Origin of the sequence: Pseudomonas sp. JAI120 (genome assembly GCF_014207255.1) — a bacterium.
In the GTDB taxonomy this organism is placed as follows: Bacteria; Pseudomonadota; Gammaproteobacteria; order Pseudomonadales; family Pseudomonadaceae; genus Aquipseudomonas.
Genome location: NZ_JACHCZ010000004.1, coordinates 147,576 through 165,337 on the forward strand (window position 1 = coordinate 147,576; position 17,762 = coordinate 165,337).

Sequence of the window (17,762 nt, forward strand, 5' to 3'; positions counted from 1 at the left end):
TCCATCTGATAAAGCAAAGACGCACCCACGGCGCGCCGACCAATGCTACAGAATGCCTGCTACTGCGGCACAACCGCTTTCTCAGGCTTTTATTGCAAAGTGTGTTGTTCGATGAACTCTGTCGGTACTACGCCTTCACGGCTGACCAGCCGATTGAGCTCCGAGCGCGGCAACCGAACGGCCAGCAAGCTGACACCTTCTTCGTCGTGTTCTTCTTTCTGTACCGCGCCCAGCTCGAAAAACTGTGCACGCAGTCGAGCAAAACGCTGAGGCAAGCGCAAGGTGCCGACGAACAAATCGCTGCCGAGCAACTCGGCAATGGCTTGTTCAAGCAGCTCCAAACCACTGCCATCGCGCGCCGACAGCCAGACCCGCTGGGGCTTGCCGTTCTCGTCGCGCTGGATTTGTGGCTCAACGCCTTCAAGCAAATCGAGTTTGTTATAGACCTCAAGGATCGGCAAGTCCTGGGCGCCAATCTCGCCCAGCACGACCATGACCTGTTCAATCTGCAACATGCGATCCGGTTCGGCCGCATCGATCACGTGCAACAGCAGGTCGGAGTTGCTCGACTCTTCGAGCGTAGACCGAAACGCCTCGACCAGCTTATGGGGCAGATGACGAATGAAACCCACGGTGTCGGCCAGGACAATCGGCCCCAGGTCGTCAATATCCAGACGGCGCAAGGTCGGGTCGAGGGTAGCGAACAGTTGGTCAGCCGCATACACGTCCGATTTCGTCACATTGTTGAACAGCGTGGACTTGCCGGCGTTGGTATAGCCCACCAGGGACACGGTAGGAATATCGGCACGTGAACGGCCACGTCGCGATTGCTCGCGCTGGCTACGCACCTTCTCCAGCCGGCCCTTGATCTGACGCAGGCGAACCCGCAGCAGGCGCCGGTCGGTTTCCAACTGGGTTTCACCCGGGCCCCGCATGCCAATACCGCCACCCTGACGCTCAAGGTGAGTCCAACCGCGAACCAGCCGGGTGCTCATGTGGTCAAGCTGGGCCAGTTCGACCTGGAGCTTGCCCTCATGGGTACGGGCGCGTTGGGCGAAAATATCGAGAATCAGACCGGTGCGGTCGATCACGCGACACTCGAATACACGTTCGAGGTTACGTTCCTGACTAGGCGTGAGGGTATGGTTGAAGATCACCAGATCGGCTTCTTCGGCATGGACCAGGTCGCGCAGTTCCTCGACCTTGCCACTGCCAATCAGGAATTTGGCGGTTGGCCGATGACGCGGCACGTTAAAAAACGCAACGGTCTCGGCGCCGGCCGAATTTGCCAACTCCTGAAACTCCTGCGGATCTTCGCGCGCCTCAGGGTCCTGTCCATCCAAGTGAACGAGGATTACTCGCTCACCACCACCGTGGCGCTCAAAGAACAAAGGAGACTCCTATCAGGCGTTACCTGGCTCAGCGTCAGCTGCATCATCACCGGCTGCGCTCGGCAGACGGATTGGACGAACTGGAACCACTGTCGAGATAGCGTGCTTGTAGACCATCTGGCTGACGGTGTTTTTCAGCAGGATCACGAACTGGTCGAACGACTCGATCGTGCCTTGCAGCTTGATACCGTTGACCAGGTAGATGGAAACCCCCACTTTCTCTTTACGTAAAGTATTCAAGTAAGGGTCTTGTAGCGAATGCCCTTTTGACATGTGCCGCACTCCTTTAAGGATCAATAATAAAAAATCGGAAAATAGATAGCTTATGGCCGCCACACCCCCAAGGATAGACGGCAATTGCAAGGACTCAGCTCAATATGGAGACCGTTCCCAAGTATTTCAAGGCGCGTGACAGATTGTCGCTGTCCAGGCTGTCCAACCAGTGCAAATCGCTCCAGCTGCGCAGCCAGGTGAACTGGCGCTTCGCCAATTGGCGCGTGGCAATGATGCCGCGCTCCTGCATTTCAGCTGACGTCAGCTTGCCATCCAGATGATCCCAGACTTGGCGGTAGCCTACAGCACGTATCGAAGGTAACCCTGGATGCAGGTCACCTCTTGAACGCAGTGCTACGACCTCGTCCACAAACCCCTGTTCCAACATAATTGTGAATCTTTGTGCAATTCGTTCATGCAGCACCTGGCGATTTGCCGGAGCGATGGCCAGATTCGCCACAGTATAGGGCAATTGTGACTGTCCAGATGCGCCTGCGTCAGCACTTTGCGCAGTTTGTTTCAGCCTCAGTTCAGTCATGGTCTGTCCGCTGACCCGCCAGACTTCCAGGGCGCGACTGAGGCGCTGGGGATCATTGGGGTGAATGCGCGCGGCAGATACCGGGTCAACCACTGCCAATTGGTCGTGCAGGGCTTGCCAGCCAAGGCGCGCGGCCTCTTCTTCAAGCTCGGCGCGCACCTGGGCATCGGCGGGCGGCATGTCGGCCAGCCCTTCCTGCAAAGCCTTGTAGTAGAGCATCGTGCCGCCCACCAGCAACGGGATGTTGCCCCGCGCAGTGATCTCTGCCATGGCGGCCAGGGCGTCAGTGCGGAAATCCGCTGCGGAATAGCTCTCGGCCGGGTCGATAATGTCGATCAACCGGTGCGGATACTGCGCCAGCAGCTCTTTTGAGGGTTTGGCGGTACCGATGTCCATGTCCCGGTAAACCAGGGCAGAATCGACACTGATCAGTTCGCACGGCAGCACCTTGGTGAGCTCGATGGCCAGGTCGGTCTTGCCGGCGGCCGTGGGGCCCATCAGGAAGATCGCGGGGGGCAAGGCGCTCATCAACGGCCGCGCAAAAAAAGTTTGTCCAGATCGTCCAGGCCCATCTGGGTCCAGGTCGGACGGCCATGGTTGCACTGACCGCTGCGTTCGGTGTTTTCCATGTCGCGCAGCAGGCCGTTCATTTCCGGCAAGGCCAGGCGGCGATTGGCGCGGATGGCGCCGTGGCAGGCCATGGTACCGAGCAGTTCATTGATGTGTGCCTGGATACGGTCGCTGGTGCCGTACTCCATCAGGTCAGCCAACACATCGGCGACCAGCCGGTTGGCCTCGGCCTGCTTGAGCAGTGCGGGAATCTGGCGAATGGCCAGGGTTTCCGGACCCAGGCGCTGCAACTCGAAGCCCAGTTTTTGAAACACAGCGTGATGCTCTTCGGCGCAATCGGCCTCACGCTGGCTGACGGCCAGGGATTCGGGCACCAGCAACGGCTGGCCACTCAGGCCTTCGCTGGCCATGGCGATCTTCAGGCGCTCGTACATGATCCGCTCGTGAGCGGCGTGCATGTCCACCAGCACCAGGCCATGGGCATTTTCCGCGAGGATGTAGATGCCCTTGAGCTGCGCCAACGCGTAGCCCAGCGGTGGAATATCACCGCCACCTTCCGGCAAGGCCACTGCGCCCGGCTCGGCCCCTGGCAACGGCGCAAAAAACTCACGATAGGCAGCCTGCGCTTCGGCGACCGGCACAGCCGATTGCGGACGCGGTGTGTATTGGTACTGATAACCCGCTCCCGAGCCAGAGCCCGGCGCTGTGTAGCTCGGCTGGGGTTGCGGCGATTGCAGCAGGTTTGCCGCCAGGCTCATTTCGCCTTGAGGGCCAAACTCGCCCGCTTCGGGGCCGCTCGGACGCACCACCGCCGTCACGATGGGCGCAGACAACTGGTCATCCGGGCGCACATCGCCCAGGGCACGGTGCAAGGTGCCATAGAGGAAGTCATGCACCATGCGCCCGTCACGGAAGCGCACTTCGTGTTTGGTCGGGTGCACGTTGACGTCGACCACCGAAGGGTCGACCTCGAAAAACAGCACAAAGGTCGGATGCCGCCCGTTGAACAGCACATCGCGATAAGCCTGGCGCACTGCGTGGGCCACCAGTTTGTCGCGTACCGCCCGGCCATTCACAAAGAAATACTGCAAGTCCGCCTGGCTGCGGGAGAAGGTCGGCAAGCCCACCCAACCCCAAAGGCGCAGGCCATTGCGTTCGATCTCAATCGGCAGCGCCTGCTCCAGGAAACCCGCTCCGCAGATGGCCGACACCCGGCGAGCGCGCGCGGCGTCGTCGTGGGCTTCGTGCAGGCTGAGGATGGTCTTGCCGTTGTGGCGCAGGTGAAACGCCACATCGAAACGCGCCAGGGCCAGACGCTTGATGACTTCTTGCAGGTGATCGAATTCGGTTTTTTCGGCCTTGAGGAATTTGCGCCGCGCCGGGGTGTTGAAGAACAGGTCGCGCACTTCCACCGAGGTGCCCACCGGGTGCGCAGCCGGCTGGACCCGAGGCGCCATGTCGCGGCCTTCGGTTTCCACCTGCCAGGCCTGCTCGGCATCACGGGTGCGCGACGTCAGGGTCAGGCGCGCCACGGAGCTGATGGAGGCCAATGCTTCACCGCGAAAGCCCAGGCTCATCACGCGCTCAAGGTCTTCCAGGTCGCGAATCTTGCTGGTGGCGTGGCGGGCCAGGGCCAGCGGCAGGTCATCGGAGGAGATCCCGCTGCCGTCGTCGCGCACGCGCAACAGTTTCACGCCGCCCTGCTCCACGTCGACATCAATGCGCTTGGCGCCGGAGTCGATGCTGTTCTCCAGCAACTCCTTGATCACCGATGCCGGGCGCTCGACGACCTCGCCCGCCGCAATCTGGTTGGCGAGGCGCGGGCTGAGCAATTCAATGCGCGACCCGCTGTTCAAGGTTGATTCGCTCATTACTGTGCCGCCAATTCAGTGCCAGGGATGGTCAACACCTGGCCGACCTTCAACTCATCGGTCTTCAGGTTGTTGGCGCTGCGCAAGGACGCGGCCGAAACCTGGAACCGCACCGCCAGCATGGCCAGCGTATCGCCCGGTTGCACGCGATGATCACGCGGGCCCTGGGCGATTTTGCCGGAGTCGCGCAACCAGGCAATGTAGGTGCCCGGCGGCGGGTTCTGCTGGAAGAACTGGCGGACACCGGCGCTGATGGAACGCGCCAAGGCCTGCTGGTGCCTGGCACTGGCCAGCTTCGAGGCTTCGTTGACGTTGGAGATAAACCCGGTTTCCACCAGGATCGATGGGATGTCCGGCGACTTCAACACCATGAACCCGGCTTGCTCCACGCGCTGCTTGTGCAACGAGGTCACACGGCCGATGTTGCTCAACACCTTCTGGCCGACGTTCAAGCTGGAGGTCAGCGAAGCCGTCATCGACAGATCAAGCAGTACACCGGCGAGCATCTTGTCCTTGTCATCGAGGGACACGTTGCCAGCCCCGCCGATCAAGTCGGAACGGTTTTCGCTGTCGGCCAGCCAGCGGGCGGTCTCGGACGTGGCGCCGCGATCCGACAGGGCAAACACCGAAGCACCGAAGGCGGCGGCCGAAGGTGCGGCGTCGGCATGGATCGAGACAAACAGGTCGGCGCCCTTCTTACGGGCGATTTCGGTACGACCGCGCAACGGAATGAAGTAGTCGCCGGTACGGGTCAGTTCGGCGCGGTAGCCTTTCATGCCGTTGACCTGGCGCTGCAGTTCACGGGCGATGGCCAGCACCACGTCTTTCTCATGCTGGCCGCGCGAACCAGAGGCGCCCGGGTCTTCGCCGCCGTGGCCGGCATCGATCACCACGATGATGTCACGCTTGCCGGCCGGGGCTGGCGGCGGCGGTGGCAGCTTGACCTGGGGTTGGGACGGGTTGACCGGTACTGCCGGCACTGTTGCCACGGCTGGAGTTGGCGCAGGCGGCGGCGCGGCATCGGCGGCGTTGTCGAACAGATCGACTACCAGCCGGTTGCCGTATTGGGCGTTTGGCGCCAGGGAGAAGCTTTTCGGGGTCACGACCTTTTTCAGGTCGATGACTACCCGCAGGTCAGTCGGCGTGCGCTGCGCCGAGCGCATGGCGGTAATCGGCGTATTGGCGGTGGACACGTTCAACGGCGCGGCCAGGGTCGCACCGTTGATGTCGATCACCAGCCGATCAGGCGCCGTTAGGGTAAAGACACTGTGCTGGACCGGGCCAGACAGGTCGAACACCAGTCGCGTGTTATCCGGCGCTCGCCACAGGCGAACACTCTTCACCTGTGAAGCAGCCAGAGCATTGACAGTCATTGCCGCAAGCAACACCCCTACGACAGCAACCAACGCGCGAAAGCGCATACCTAACCCCACCAATTATTTGAATTCCAAAGCCAGAGCAGCGCACCACGACTCACCGCGCGCACTCTGGGGCAACAACTTCAGCTGACGTCCGTGATCATGCGGCGTAATGGTAATGGTCAGGTCCGGCTTTGGCAAAAAGCCTGTGCCTTTATCTGGCCACTCAATCAGGCACAGCGCGTCCTCATCGAAGTAATCACGGATGCCCATGAACTCGAGTTCTTCGGGATCCACCAGGCGATAGAGGTCGAAGTGGAAAGCCCGCACTGCGCCGATCTCGTAGGGTTCAACCAGAGTGAACGTGGGACTTTTTACCGCCCCCGTGTGGCCCAACCCGCGAATGATGCCCCTGGACAGTGTGGTCTTGCCTGCCCCCAAGTCGCCTTCAAGAAAAATCAGCCCTGACCCGGCCGTGACCTGCGCAATACGCTGACCTAACGCCACCATGGCCTCTTCATCGGCCAGGAAAAGGATTACTTCAGACACGGCGACTGTTCCTCCAGCAATTGACGAATGGCGGGTATCAGGTCGCTGGCGGCCAGCCCGCGACCAAAGCTGCCCTGGCGATCCCCTGCCGTGGCGTGCAACCAGACGGCCAGGCAGCTTGCTTCATAGGCCGGCATGCCCTGGGCCAGCAGCGCACCCACCAGGCCGGCCAAAACATCACCGAGGCCCGCCGTCGCCATCGCCGGATGGCCTTGATCGCAGCGCGAAACGCGCCCGTCCGGACTGGCAATCAAACTGCCAGCACCCTTGAGGATGGCCACTGCCTTGAATTTCTGGCTCAACGCGCGCGCCACCTTAAGACGGTCGGCCTGAACCTCGGCTGTCGAAATCCCCAGCAATCGCGCCGCCTCCCCCGGATGCGGGGTGATCACGCAATGGGCTGGCAAGCTCACGCTGCCAGTCGCCAGTTGATTGAGTGCATCGGCGTCCCAGACCTGCGGCTGCCGTGCATTGGCTGCGACAGACAACAGGCTTTTACCCCAGGCGGCTTCGCCCAGGCCGGGGCCAATGACGATCACCGAGATTTTTTCCAGCAAGCCCATCAACTGGTTGGCCGAACTCACGCCGACGGTCATGACTTCCGGCAAACGGGCCAGCGCGGCCGGCACATGCTCAAGGCGAGTGGCCAGGGACACCATGCCCGCACCACTGCGCAAGGCGCTTTCGGCGCCGAGCAGCGCGGCGCCGCCAAAGCCCCGGTCGCCGCCAATCATCAGCAGGTGACCGAACTGGCCTTTATGGGCGTCCGGTGAACGCGCAGCCAGTTGCGGCAAATGGCCATGCAACAAAGGCTGAACGTCGGTTATTTCGTGTTTTGTCTGCGGCATGCGTCTTCAAGCTCCGATGTCTGGCAGAATTATACGCATCTAACCTGTGGTTTCCCGTGTCTCATGCCCGCTATTACCTCCGATCTGCCCGCCCTCGCCCAATCGATCAAAGACTGGGGGCGCGAGCTGGGCTTTCAACAAGTCGGCATCAGCGGCCTTGACCTGGCTGAGCATGAACACCATCTGCAACGCTGGCTCGACGCGGGCTACCACGGCGAGATGGACTACATGGGCGCCCATGGCAGCAAACGCTCGCACCCGGACGAACTGGTGCCGGGCACCCTGCGCGTGGTGTCGCTGCGCATGGACTACCTGCCCGGCGATACCCAGATGGCGCAACTGCTGGCAAAACCGGAAAAGGCTTACATCTCGCGCTACGCCCTGGGCCGCGACTACCACAAGCTGATCCGCAAACGCGTGCAACAGTTGGCCGACCGTATCCAGGCGCAGATCGGGCCTTTCGGCTTTCGTGCCTTTGTCGACAGCGCGCCCGTGCTGGAAAAAGCCATTGCCGAACAAGCCGGTCTTGGCTGGATCGGTAAAAACACCCTGGTGCTCAATCGCAAGGCCGGCAGTTATTTCTTCCTGAGCGAGCTATTTGTGGATTTGCCGCTACCGGTCGATCCACCGCACAGTACCGAACACTGCGGCCGCTGCACCGCCTGCCTGGATATCTGCCCCACCAATGCGTTTGTCGGCCCCTATGTGCTGGACGCCCGGCGCTGCATTTCCTACCTGACCATCGAACTCAAGAGCGCAATCCCTGAAGACCTGCGCCCGCTGATCGGCAACCGGGTATTCGGCTGCGATGACTGTCAGATCGTTTGTCCGTGGAATCGTTTCGCGCGACCTACCGCCGAAAGCGATTTCAAGCCACGGCACAACCTGGATAACGCAGAACTGGCGGAGCTGTTCCTGTGGGATGAGGATAAATTCCTCAGCAGTACCGAAGGTTCACCTTTGCGCCGTGCCGGTTATGAACGCTGGCTGCGCAACCTGGCGGTGGGCCTGGGCAACGCGCCGTCGAGCATCCCGGTACTGGAAGCCTTGAAGGCGCGTCGGGATTATCCGTCGGAGCTGGTGCGCGAGCATGTGGAATGGGCGCTGAACCAGCACGCGGCGCGCTAGTGCACGTCGTCGCTGTAGACGAACTTGGGCATTTCCCAGTGAAATCGAATCGCCAGCAGGCGCAATAGAAAGCCGCTGAACAGCGTCAGTAGAATTGCCTGCTCGCTGGGCAGTTCCAGGTAGAGGCACAGCAGGTAGAACCAGGCGGCGAGGAATGACACGCTGGCGTACAGTTCACGGCGGAAGATCAGCGGAATGTCGTTGCAGAAAATATCCCGCAGAATGCCACCGAAGACGCCGGTGATCACCCCGCTGACCGATGCCACCAGCATGCCGTGGCCCATTTCCAGGGCGGTCATGCAGCCGATCAGCGTGAACGCGACCAGGCCCACGGCATCCAGCGCGAGGAACAGCGAGCGCAGGTGACGCATCAACGGTGCGATAAAGATCGTCACCAGCGCCGCGACGGAGGTCAGCACCAGGTATTCCGGATGCTTGACCCACGTCAACGGGTAATGCCCCAACAGCACATCGCGCACCGAGCCGCCGCCCAGCGCCGTCACGCAGGCGATCAGCACCACACCAAACCAGTCCATGCCGCGCCGGCCGGCGGACAAGGCGCCGGTCATGGCTTCGGCGGTGATGGCGATGAGGTAGAGCATCAGCAGCATGATGGCGATCCTTGCAAAGAGGCCGGCAGTCTAATCATTTGCTGATGGCACCAAAAGGGGGCGCCTGGCGATAAATCGAGTTGCCTGCCATCGGGAGCAAGCCCCCTCCCACACTTGGACCTGGGAATACATTCAAGTGTGAGAGCTGGCTTGCCTGCGAAGGCGCCCGGTCAGCAGCCTGCGTTTCAAGCCTTGATGAAATGCTTGCGGTAGTGCTGCAGCTCGGCGATCGACTCGCGAATATCATCCAGCGCCAGATGGGTGCTGCCTTTATGGAAGCTGTCTTTGACTTCCGGCGCCCAGCGCGCGGCCAGCTCCTTGAGGGTGGACACGTCCAGGTTGCGGTAGTGGAAGTAGCTTTCCAGCGCCTTCATGTGGGTATAAAGGAAGCGGCGGTCCTGGCAGATGCTGTTGCCGCAGATCGGCGACTTGCCCTTCGGCACCCACTTTTCCAGAAAGGCAATGGTTTCGGCTTCGGCTTCGGCCATGCTGATGCGGCTGTCACGCACACGCTGGGTCAGGCCGGAGTTGCCGTGGGTGCGGGTGTTCCACTCGTCCATGGTGGCGAGCACGGCATCGCTGTGGTGGATGGCGATCACCGGACCTTCGGCCAAGGTATTGAGATTACTGTCGGTGACAATGGTCGCCATCTCGATGATGACGTCGGTGTCAGGGTTCAGACCGGTCATTTCCAGATCGATCCAAATCAGGTTCTGTGGGTTTTGCATGGCTTGATTCTCTTGGCACCTTGGCGTAGCTGCGCAGTTTAGCAGGCGGGGCCGTGCTAGACTCGCGACCGTTTTACCTAACCTTTGCATTATCGACACGGAACACCAATGGCCAAACGCCAGCTCAATCGTCGCCAAAACTGGCGCATCGAAAAGATTCAAGGTGAACGCGCTGCACGCGCCGCCAAACGTGAATCCTCCGCCGTGGACGCGCTCGAGGGCGGCGACCTGGGCCCCGAACAGACGGGCCTGGTGATCGCGCACTTTGGTGTACAGGTCGAAGTCGAGGCGCTGGAAGGCGAACTCGCGGGCCAGGTGTTCCGCTGCCACTTGCGTGCCAACCTGCCTGCGCTGGTCACCGGCGACAAGGTGGTCTGGCGTGCCGGCAACCAAGGCATCGGCGTGATCGTCGCCCAGCTGCCGCGCACCACCGAACTGCGCCGCCCCGACAGCCGCGGCCAGCTCAAGCCGGTAGCGGCCAACGTCGACATGATCGTGATCGTGTTCGCACCGCTGCCCGAGCCCCATGCCAACCTGATCGACCGCTACCTGGTGGCGGCCGAGCATGCCGGCATTCGCCCGCTGTTGCTGCTGAACAAATTCGACCTGATCGACGAGCAGAATGCCCCGGCGCTCAACGCGCTGCTGGCGGTCTACCGCACCCTGGGCTACCCGGTGCTGGAAGTCTCGGCCCACCACGGCAACGGCATGGAACAGCTGCAACAGCAGTTGGACGGGCGTATCAGCGTATTTGTCGGCCAGTCGGGCGTAGGCAAATCCTCACTGGTCAACAGCCTGCTGCCGGAAGTCGATACCCGCGTGGGGCCGCTGTCGGAGCTGTCCGGCCAGGGCACCCACACCACCACCACGGCGCGGCTGTTCCACTTCCCGGGCGGCGGTGAGTTGATCGACTCCCCGGGTATCCGTGAATTCGGCCTCGGCCACGTCAGCCGCAGCGACGTGGAAGCGGGCTTTATCGAATTCAACGACCTGATCGGCACCTGCCGCTTCCGCGATTGCAAACACGATCGCGAGCCGGGCTGCGCCCTGCTCAAGGCGCTGGAAGATGGCCGCGTGCAGCAGCAGCGCATGAACAGCTATCGGTCGATTATTGCGAGCTTGCCGGAAAGTAGTTACTAAACTTGCGAAACAATAAGGCCGCGATCATCGCGGCCTTATTGTAGGTGACTTAGGAACCCGTCCCAGGCACCGTAGGGTCTTTCACCCCACCCTCATCAAACAGGTTCAGCTTCTGCCGCAGCTCATGGGCCGGCAATGGCTCCTGGCCGGGCGGAATGGCGTTTGGGTCGGGCGGCACCTCACCTGGCGCACCCGCTCCCGGAGTTGGGACCGGTGGTGGCGCGGGCTGATCACCTTCAATCGCACGCTGAGCCTTCTTGGTCAGCACAACGATATCGATGCGACGGTTGATCGGGTTGAACGGATCCTTCGCATCAAACAGTTGCGAGGACGCAAAACCCACCACCCGCGCCACTTGCGGGTCCGGATAGCTGCCGGCCACCAGCGCACGACGCGCCGCGTTGGCGCGGTTGGCGGAAAGCTCCCAGTTGCCAAAGTCACCCTGGCCCGAGTAAGGCTTGGCATCGGTGTGGCCGCTGATGCTGATCTTGTTCGGCACCGCCTTGATGGTGTCGGCCATGGCCAACAAGATGTCCTCAAAGTACGGTTTCAAGCGTGCGCTGCCAGAGTCGAACATCGGCCGGTTGGCGGCGTCGGTGATCTGGATGCGCAAGCCATCCGGAGTGATCTCGAACGAAATCTGATCCTTGAACTTCAGCAGTTGCGGGTTTTCCTCGACCTTGTTCTGCAACTCTTGCAGCAACAGTTCAAGGCGTTCGTGCTCGACCTGCTCGGCCATGGCTTCGACGGTATCGCGCTCGATCGGGATTTTTTCCTGCGGCGCTTCGGTTTTGACTTCCGGGTTGATGGTGCGCTCAGGCGCCAGTTGCGGCGAGCCGCCCAGGTCGATCACGAACGGCGTACCGCTTTCCGAGAAGCCAATCGGGTCTTTGAAGTAGCCGGCGATGGCGATCTTCTGTTCGGGCGTGGCCGTGGACATCAGCCACAGCACCAGGAAGAACGCCATCATCGCCGTGGCAAAGTCGGCGAAGGCGATTTTCCAGGCACCGCCATGGTGCCCCGCAGCGAAGCGCTTGACGCGCTTGATGATTATCGGCTGGTTGTTTTCCATGGCTTAGCGACCGCGAACCGCTTGTTCCAGCTCGGCGAAGCTTGGGCGATGCTTCGGGTACAGGACCTTGCGACCGAACTCCACCGCCAACGATGGCGGCATGCCGGAAGCGGATGCCACCAGGCTGGCCTTGATCGATTCGTACAGGTTGATTTCTTCCTTGGCGTCATGGGCCAGGGAGGTCGCCAGCGGGCCGAAGAAGCCGTAAGCCGCGAGAATACCGAAGAAGGTCCCCACCAGCGCCGCACCTACGTGCATGCCGATAGCCGCCTGATCACCTTCGCCCAGGGAGGCCATGGTCACCACGATACCCAGTACCGCCGCGACGATACCGAAGCCGGGCATGCCGTCGGCGATACCGGTGACTGCATGGGAGGGATGCTCCAGCTCTTCCTTGAGGCTGAACAATTCCATGTCGAACAGGCCTTCCAGCTCATGGGGGGCCATGTTGCCGGAAGACATGATGCGCAGGTAATCGCAGATGTAGGCGGTCATGCGCTCATCCTTGAGCACGGCCGGGTACTTGGCGAAAATCGGGCTGGCCGCAGCGTCTTCGATATCGGCCTCGATGGCCATCATGCCTTCGCGGCGGCTCTTGTTGAGGATCTCGTAAACCAGGCCCAACACTTCCAGGTAGAAGGTGTGGGTGAAACGCGAACCGAACATTGCCAGCGACTTCTTGACCACGTGCATGGTCATGTAGCCGGGGTTCGCCTGCAGAAAGGCACCCAGTGCCGCACCACCAATAATCAGCACCTCGAAAGGCTGGATCAGTGCCGCAATTTTACCGTGGGACAGGACGTAGCCGCCGAGCACGCTCGCGAAGACGACGATAATGCCGATAATTTTAGCCATAGGAGATGAGTACTTGCGCCGTCGGGTTCATGGACATATTTGGGGGAACTGAAAAACTCTTGTTCCTCTTATCGGCAAAACTGCGCCAGACTATAGCCCGTTAAGGCGAAAAGCCAGTTCGGCCCGCTCCGGGCGTGTTGACCGCAAGTGATGATCGCGCCCCAATCATGGCTAATGAAACGACAGTCCCAACTGCAAAACCTACTTCTCTAGCCGCTTGGATCAAGCGCCTGGACGAGGTGCTGCTGCCTGTTCCACAGGCCAGCCATGACCGCGTATGCAAAGCCATCCGCGATAGCCGCAGTTCGTTGCGAGATATTGCCGAGCTGATGCAAAACAGCCCGGCCCTCGTACTCAGCGTCATGCGCGAGGCCAACAGCCACACCCATGGCAGCCTGACAGCGCCGGCGGAAAACCTCGAAGTGGCGCTTAACCGTCTGGGCCTCAAACGCGCCGAGGAACTGCTGGCACGCCTGCCGTCGGTGCCGGCCCATGAAATTCCCGTAGCGCTGCGCCAGTTGTTGCTGGTCAGCCAGCACGCCTCGCAACAAGCCAATGGATTGTTCGGCAGCCGCCTGGCGCGGCTGTGGCAGGACATTCATTGGGGCAGCCTGCTGTTTCTTTCACCGCTGTGGCCGATGGCCGTTGCCTACCCCAAGCTTTTGGAGGAGTGGGAACTGCGGGTCATCCACAAGGGCGAGTCGGCACGCAAGGTCGAACAGGCATTGTTCGGCGTGCGCCTGCTGGACCTGTGCCTCGGCCTAACCGAGACCTGGCACCTGCCGATTTGGGTGTCCCAGGGGTATACCCTGCTGCGGACCGAGCAGCGCTTGCTGGTCAAGGCCCTGCATATCGCCCGCGAAGACGCCCCCCTGCGCCACCAGCAATTGCTCGACGCCGAACCCAACCTGCGCCGCTGGCTGAATCAGCCGGCCAATACGGTGCTGCTGGCCAACGGCCTGGCGATGTCGGCCCAGGAATCCTGGACCTGCCCGCACACCGAGCGCTGGCAATACCTCACCGCGCTGTACCTGCAACAGCCCCTGAGCGACGTGCAGCAACAGGTCCACCAGCAAGCGGTCACCAGTGCCCGCGACACCTTGATGCCCGATCTCTGGCACCCGGCGCTGTCGCTGATCTGGCCCTGGCATGTACACAAGATTCATCGCGGCCTGCTGCCCGCACCACCGCCCACCGCCGAAGCCCTGGCCGTCTGGCGCAAGCGTTGTACCGAACTGCTGGTGGAGCCGAGCCGCTTTGCCAACGCCATGCATTTGACTACGTGCGCCAAGGAAGCCCTGGTGGCCAGCGGCATGCAGCGCGTCCTGTTGTTCATGGCCGATCGTGCCCTGAGCACCTTGCGTGTGCATCAGGCCGACGGCCTGCCGAAGGACGCCGCCAACCTGAGCCTGGATGTGGTCAACAGCACGCTGCTGCAGCGCCTGCTGGAAAAGTCCGCCCAGGTGCGCCTCACACCGGAAAACCACGCCCAGTTCTCGGCACTGCTGCCGCCGATCCTGCGCCGCCTGTTCACCGGCGAGCACCTGTTGTTGCGCTCCATGAGCTGCAACGGGCGCGTGGTGATGGTGATGGTCGCCGACCAGGGCGGCGGGCCGTTCTCGGAAACCACCGTGCAGGCCTTCGGTAAAACCGCCCAATGCATCGAGAAAGCCCTGCACAGCTTTACCAACCGCAGCGCTTGATGCTTGCGCTACAATCGCCGTCCTTTATCGCCAACATTTGTGCCCAGGAGACCTCACATGCCTGACTTCTCTGGCTTGCCGCTGGTGATCGAATCCAGTGACCTGCTCGGTCAACTGGATGCCGAACACCTGATTCTGGTGGACCTCACCAGTGCCGCCCGCTACGCCGAAGGGCACATCCCCGGCGCGCATTTCGTTGACCCCAAGCGCACCCAACTGGGCCAGGCGCCGGCACCCGGCCTGCTGCCCGGCAAGGCCGATCTTGAGAAACTGTTCGGCGAACTGGGCCACACGCCCGACGCTACCTACGTCGTCTATGACGACGAAGGCGGTGGCTGGGCCGGGCGTTTTATCTGGATGCTCGACGTGATCGGCCACCAGAAATACCACTACCTGGACGGCGGCCTGCTGGCGTGGCTGGAGGGCAAGCACCCGCTCTCCACCGACGTGCCCGCCCCGGCTGGCGGCCCGGTCAGTCTCACGCTGCACGACGGCCCCACCGCTACCCGCGAATACCTGCAAAGCCGTCTCGGCGCTGCCGACCTGGGGATCTGGGATGCGCGCGGCCCGCTGGAATATTCCGGCGAGAAGGTGCTTGCGGCCAAAGGCGGCCATATCCCCGGCGCGGTGAACTTCGAATGGACGGCCGGCATGGACAAAGAGCGCAACCTGCGCATCCGCCGTGACATGCCGCAGATTCTCGAAGGCCTCGGGCTGACCAAAGACAAAGAAATCATCACCCACTGCCAGACTCATCACCGCTCTGGCTTCACCTACCTGGTGGCCAAGGCGCTCGGTTATCCGCGAGTCAAAGGTTATGCCGGTTCCTGGGGCGAATGGGGCAACCACCCCGACACCCCCGTCGAGATTTAAGGTTTAAGGACAGTCAATGAAAAAGCAGTTGTTTATCCTCAGCCAGTACCTGCTGCCGCACCACCTGCTGTCGCGGTTGGCCGGCTGCATCGCCGAGTGCCGCGTGCGCTGGTTCAAGAATGCCTTCACCACCTGGTTTGCCAAGCGCTACGAAGTGGACATGTCCCAGGCGCTGGTGGAGGACGTGACCGCTTACGAGCACTTCAACGCCTTCTTCACCCGCGCCCTGAAAGACGGCGCCCGCCCACTGGACCAGACCCCTGGCGCAGTATTGAGCCCAGCCGATGGCGCAGTCAGCCAGCTTGGCCCCATCGAGCACGGTCGTGTGTTCCAGGCCAAAGGCCACAGCTTCAGCGTGCTGGAACTGTTGGGCGGTGATGCCGCGGTCGCTGCGCCGTTCATGGGCGGCGATTTCGCCACCATCTACCTGTCGCCGAAAGACTACCACCGGGTGCATATGCCACTGGCCGGTACCCTGCGTGAGATGGTCTACGTGCCTGGGCGGATTTTCTCGGTAAACCAGACCACCGCCGAAAACGTGCCGGAATTGTTTGCGCGTAACGAGCGTGTTGTCTGCCTGTTCGACACCGAACGCGGCCCGATGGCGGTGGTATTGGTGGGGGCGATGATTGTCGCGTCGATTGAAACCGTATGGGCCGGCCTGGTGACTCCGCCGAAGCGCGAGCTGAAAACCTTCCGCTATGACGAAGCCGCCCGCGCGCCGATTCACCTGGAGAAGGGTGCGGAGCTGGGTCGCTTCAAGCTGGGCTCCACTGCGATCGTGCTGTTCGGACCGGATCAGGTGAAGTGGGCTGAGGAACTGGTGGCGGGTTCGCCGGTGCAGATGGGCCAAGGCATCGCTTTACCTAAAGCCTGACGCCGAACCCAATGTGGGAGGGGGGCTTGCTCCCGATAGCGGGGTATCAGTCAACACATCAGTGACTGAACCACTGCCATCGGGGGCAACCCCCCTCCCACATTTAGTCAGTTACAGCTGACCGTCGCGGTCGCGAAAGCCCAGCAGATACAGCACACCATCCAACCCCAAGGTCGAAATCGCCTGCTTGGCCGATTGCTTGACCAATGGCTTGGCGCGGAACGCCACGCCCAAACCGGCGATTGCCAGCATCGGCAAGTCGTTGGCGCCGTCACCGACCGCAATGGTCTGTTCCAGACGCAAACCTTCCTTGTGGGCCAATTCCTTCAGCAGATCCGCCTTGCGCTGCGCGTCGACAATCGGCTCGACCGCGACGCCGGTCACCTTGCCATCGACCACTTCCAGTTCGTTGGCGAACACATAGTCAATGCCCAGCTTGGCCTGCAACTGCTTGGCGAAGTAGGTGAAGCCGCCCGACAAGATCGCCGTCTTGTAGCCCAGGCGCTTGAGTTCGGCGAACAGGGTTTCGGCGCCTTCGGTCAGGCGCAGCGACGCACCGATGGAGTCCAGCACGCTCACATCCAGGCCCTTGAGCAAGGCCAGGCGTTCCTTGAAGCTGGCGCGGAAATCCAATTCCCCGGCCATGGCGCGCTCGGTGATCGCGGAAACCTGCTCGCCAACGCCGGCCGCCTTGGCCAGTTCGTCGATGACTTCGGCTTCGATCAGCGTGGAGTCCATGTCAAACACCGCCAGGCGACGGTTACGACGGAACAGCGAATCTTCCTGGAAGGCGATATCGACATTCAGTTCCTGGGCCACGCTGAGGAATTCGGCGCGCAGGGCCTGCGGGTCGGCCGGCTCACCACGCACGGAGAACTCGATGCAGCCCTTGCCCTTGTCGGCCGGGGTGTCCAATGGCATGCGACCCGACAAACGGTCGATATGGTCGATATTCAAACCATATTGCGCGGTAATGGAGCTGACGCGCTGCAGTTGTTCGGCGGTGACCTTGCGGGTCAGCAGCGTCACGATATGGCGCTTCTTGCCCTGGCCGGCCACCCACTGCTGGTAATCCTCTTCGGATACCGGGGTGAAACGCACCTGCTGATCGAGCTTATACGCCGTAAACAGGATGTCCTTGAGCACCGACGAGGCCTGCTCGGTGCTGGGAATTTCCACCAGGATGCCGAACGACAGCGTGTCGTGGATCACCGCCTGGCCGATGTCGAGAATGTTCACACCACCCTGGGCCAGAACGCCGGTAATGGCTGCGGTAAGACCCGGGCGGTCTTCCCCAGTGATGTTAATCAGGACAATTTCGCGCAAGGCGCACCCCCAGGCTGGAAAAAAACCGCATTCTACCCACTTTCAGTGACC

The 17,762-nt window shown here is 61.6% G+C and carries 17 protein-coding genes; 5 read left to right on the plus strand and 12 right to left on the minus strand.

Annotated features, from left to right (window positions below):
- Positions 1–89: 89 nt before the first annotated feature.
- The 7 genes from hflX to HDC32_RS21735 all read right to left on the minus strand — a co-directional run bounded on the left by hflX (position 90) and on the right by HDC32_RS21735 (position 7,398).
- Positions 90–1,391 (minus strand): ribosome rescue GTPase HflX, encoded by a 1,302-nt coding sequence (gene hflX / locus HDC32_RS21705; RefSeq protein ID WP_027604899.1) that lies wholly within the window; start codon positions 1,389–1,391, stop codon positions 90–92.
- Positions 1,392–1,403: 12 nt separating this feature from the next.
- Positions 1,404–1,664, minus strand: coding sequence for an RNA chaperone Hfq (hfq, locus tag HDC32_RS21710; RefSeq protein WP_003171355.1), 261 nt, complete (start codon positions 1,662–1,664; stop codon positions 1,404–1,406).
- A gap of 94 nt (positions 1,665–1,758) precedes the next feature.
- Complete coding sequence (gene miaA, locus HDC32_RS21715) at positions 1,759–2,730, minus strand: tRNA (adenosine(37)-N6)-dimethylallyltransferase MiaA (protein ID WP_053139381.1); 972 nt, start codon at positions 2,728–2,730, stop codon at positions 1,759–1,761.
- Positions 2,730–4,643, minus strand: a complete 1,914-nt coding sequence (gene mutL, locus HDC32_RS21720; protein ID WP_131696769.1) for a DNA mismatch repair endonuclease MutL — start codon at positions 4,641–4,643, stop codon at positions 2,730–2,732. Before mutL ends, miaA begins: the two co-directional genes overlap by 1 nt.
- Positions 4,643–6,064, minus strand: a complete 1,422-nt coding sequence (locus tag HDC32_RS21725; protein WP_131696770.1) for an N-acetylmuramoyl-L-alanine amidase — start codon at positions 6,062–6,064, stop codon at positions 4,643–4,645. The genes mutL and HDC32_RS21725 overlap by 1 nt, the downstream gene beginning before the upstream one ends.
- Before the next feature lie 15 nt (positions 6,065–6,079).
- Complete coding sequence (gene tsaE / locus HDC32_RS21730) at positions 6,080–6,550, minus strand: tRNA (adenosine(37)-N6)-threonylcarbamoyltransferase complex ATPase subunit type 1 TsaE (RefSeq protein WP_131696771.1); 471 nt, start codon at positions 6,548–6,550, stop codon at positions 6,080–6,082.
- The gene (locus tag HDC32_RS21735; RefSeq protein WP_131696772.1) at positions 6,538–7,398 is read right to left on the minus strand and encodes an NAD(P)H-hydrate dehydratase; all 861 of its coding nucleotides are present in this window, start codon (positions 7,396–7,398) and stop codon (positions 6,538–6,540) included. The genes tsaE and HDC32_RS21735 overlap by 13 nt, the downstream gene beginning before the upstream one ends.
- A 63-nt stretch (positions 7,399–7,461) precedes the next feature.
- On the opposite strand from HDC32_RS21735, the gene queG reads away from it, so the two are divergent.
- Positions 7,462–8,526: a tRNA epoxyqueuosine(34) reductase QueG gene (gene queG / locus HDC32_RS21740; protein ID WP_131696773.1), complete on the plus strand. Its 1,065-nt coding sequence runs from the start codon at positions 7,462–7,464 to the stop codon at positions 8,524–8,526.
- Here the strand turns inward: queG and HDC32_RS21745 are convergent.
- Together HDC32_RS21745 and orn are read right to left on the minus strand one after the other, a co-directional pair.
- Positions 8,523–9,140 carry a trimeric intracellular cation channel family protein gene (locus HDC32_RS21745; RefSeq protein ID WP_184745712.1) on the minus strand — a complete coding sequence of 206 codons (618 nt, stop codon included), beginning with the start codon at positions 9,138–9,140 and terminating at the stop codon, positions 8,523–8,525. The genes queG and HDC32_RS21745 overlap by 4 nt on opposite strands.
- A 182-nt stretch (positions 9,141–9,322) precedes the next feature.
- Entirely contained in the window at positions 9,323–9,865 is a 543-nt protein-coding gene (gene orn, locus HDC32_RS21750) for an oligoribonuclease (protein ID WP_010213620.1), read from the minus strand.
- A gap of 108 nt (positions 9,866–9,973) precedes the next feature.
- Here orn and rsgA point away from each other — a divergent pair, with 108 nt between their 5' ends.
- Complete coding sequence (gene rsgA, locus HDC32_RS21755) at positions 9,974–11,005, plus strand: small ribosomal subunit biogenesis GTPase RsgA (RefSeq protein ID WP_053139368.1); 1,032 nt, start codon at positions 9,974–9,976, stop codon at positions 11,003–11,005.
- 49 nt (positions 11,006–11,054) lie between these two features.
- Here the strand turns inward: rsgA and motB are convergent, their stop codons facing one another.
- Both motB and motA read right to left on the minus strand, forming a co-directional pair.
- Positions 11,055–12,077, minus strand: coding sequence for a flagellar motor protein MotB (gene motB / locus HDC32_RS21760; RefSeq protein WP_131696774.1), 1,023 nt, complete (start codon positions 12,075–12,077; stop codon positions 11,055–11,057).
- A gap of 3 nt (positions 12,078–12,080) precedes the next feature.
- Positions 12,081–12,932, minus strand: coding sequence for a flagellar motor stator protein MotA (gene motA, locus HDC32_RS21765; protein WP_099583685.1), 852 nt, complete (start codon positions 12,930–12,932; stop codon positions 12,081–12,083).
- A 167-nt stretch (positions 12,933–13,099) separates the two neighbouring features.
- On the opposite strand from motA, the gene HDC32_RS21770 reads away from it, so the two are divergent.
- The 3 genes from HDC32_RS21770 to asd are packed head-to-tail and all read left to right on the plus strand — an operon-like array spanning position 13,100 to position 16,385.
- A complete protein-coding gene (locus HDC32_RS21770; protein WP_145336011.1) occupies positions 13,100–14,635 on the plus strand; it encodes an HDOD domain-containing protein in 1,536 nt (511 codons plus the stop codon).
- A gap of 57 nt (positions 14,636–14,692) precedes the next feature.
- The gene (locus HDC32_RS21775; protein ID WP_131696776.1) at positions 14,693–15,508 is read left to right on the plus strand and encodes a rhodanese-like domain-containing protein; all 816 of its coding nucleotides are present in this window, start codon (positions 14,693–14,695) and stop codon (positions 15,506–15,508) included.
- Positions 15,509–15,524: 16 nt separating this feature from the next.
- Positions 15,525–16,385 (plus strand): archaetidylserine decarboxylase, encoded by an 861-nt coding sequence (gene asd, locus HDC32_RS21780; RefSeq protein ID WP_131696777.1) that lies wholly within the window; start codon positions 15,525–15,527, stop codon positions 16,383–16,385.
- Positions 16,386–16,496: 111 nt separating this feature from the next.
- Here asd and serB read toward each other — a convergent pair whose 3' ends face one another.
- Entirely contained in the window at positions 16,497–17,711 is a 1,215-nt protein-coding gene (serB, locus tag HDC32_RS21785; protein ID WP_053139356.1) for a phosphoserine phosphatase SerB, read from the minus strand.
- Positions 17,712–17,762: the final 51 nt, after the last annotated feature.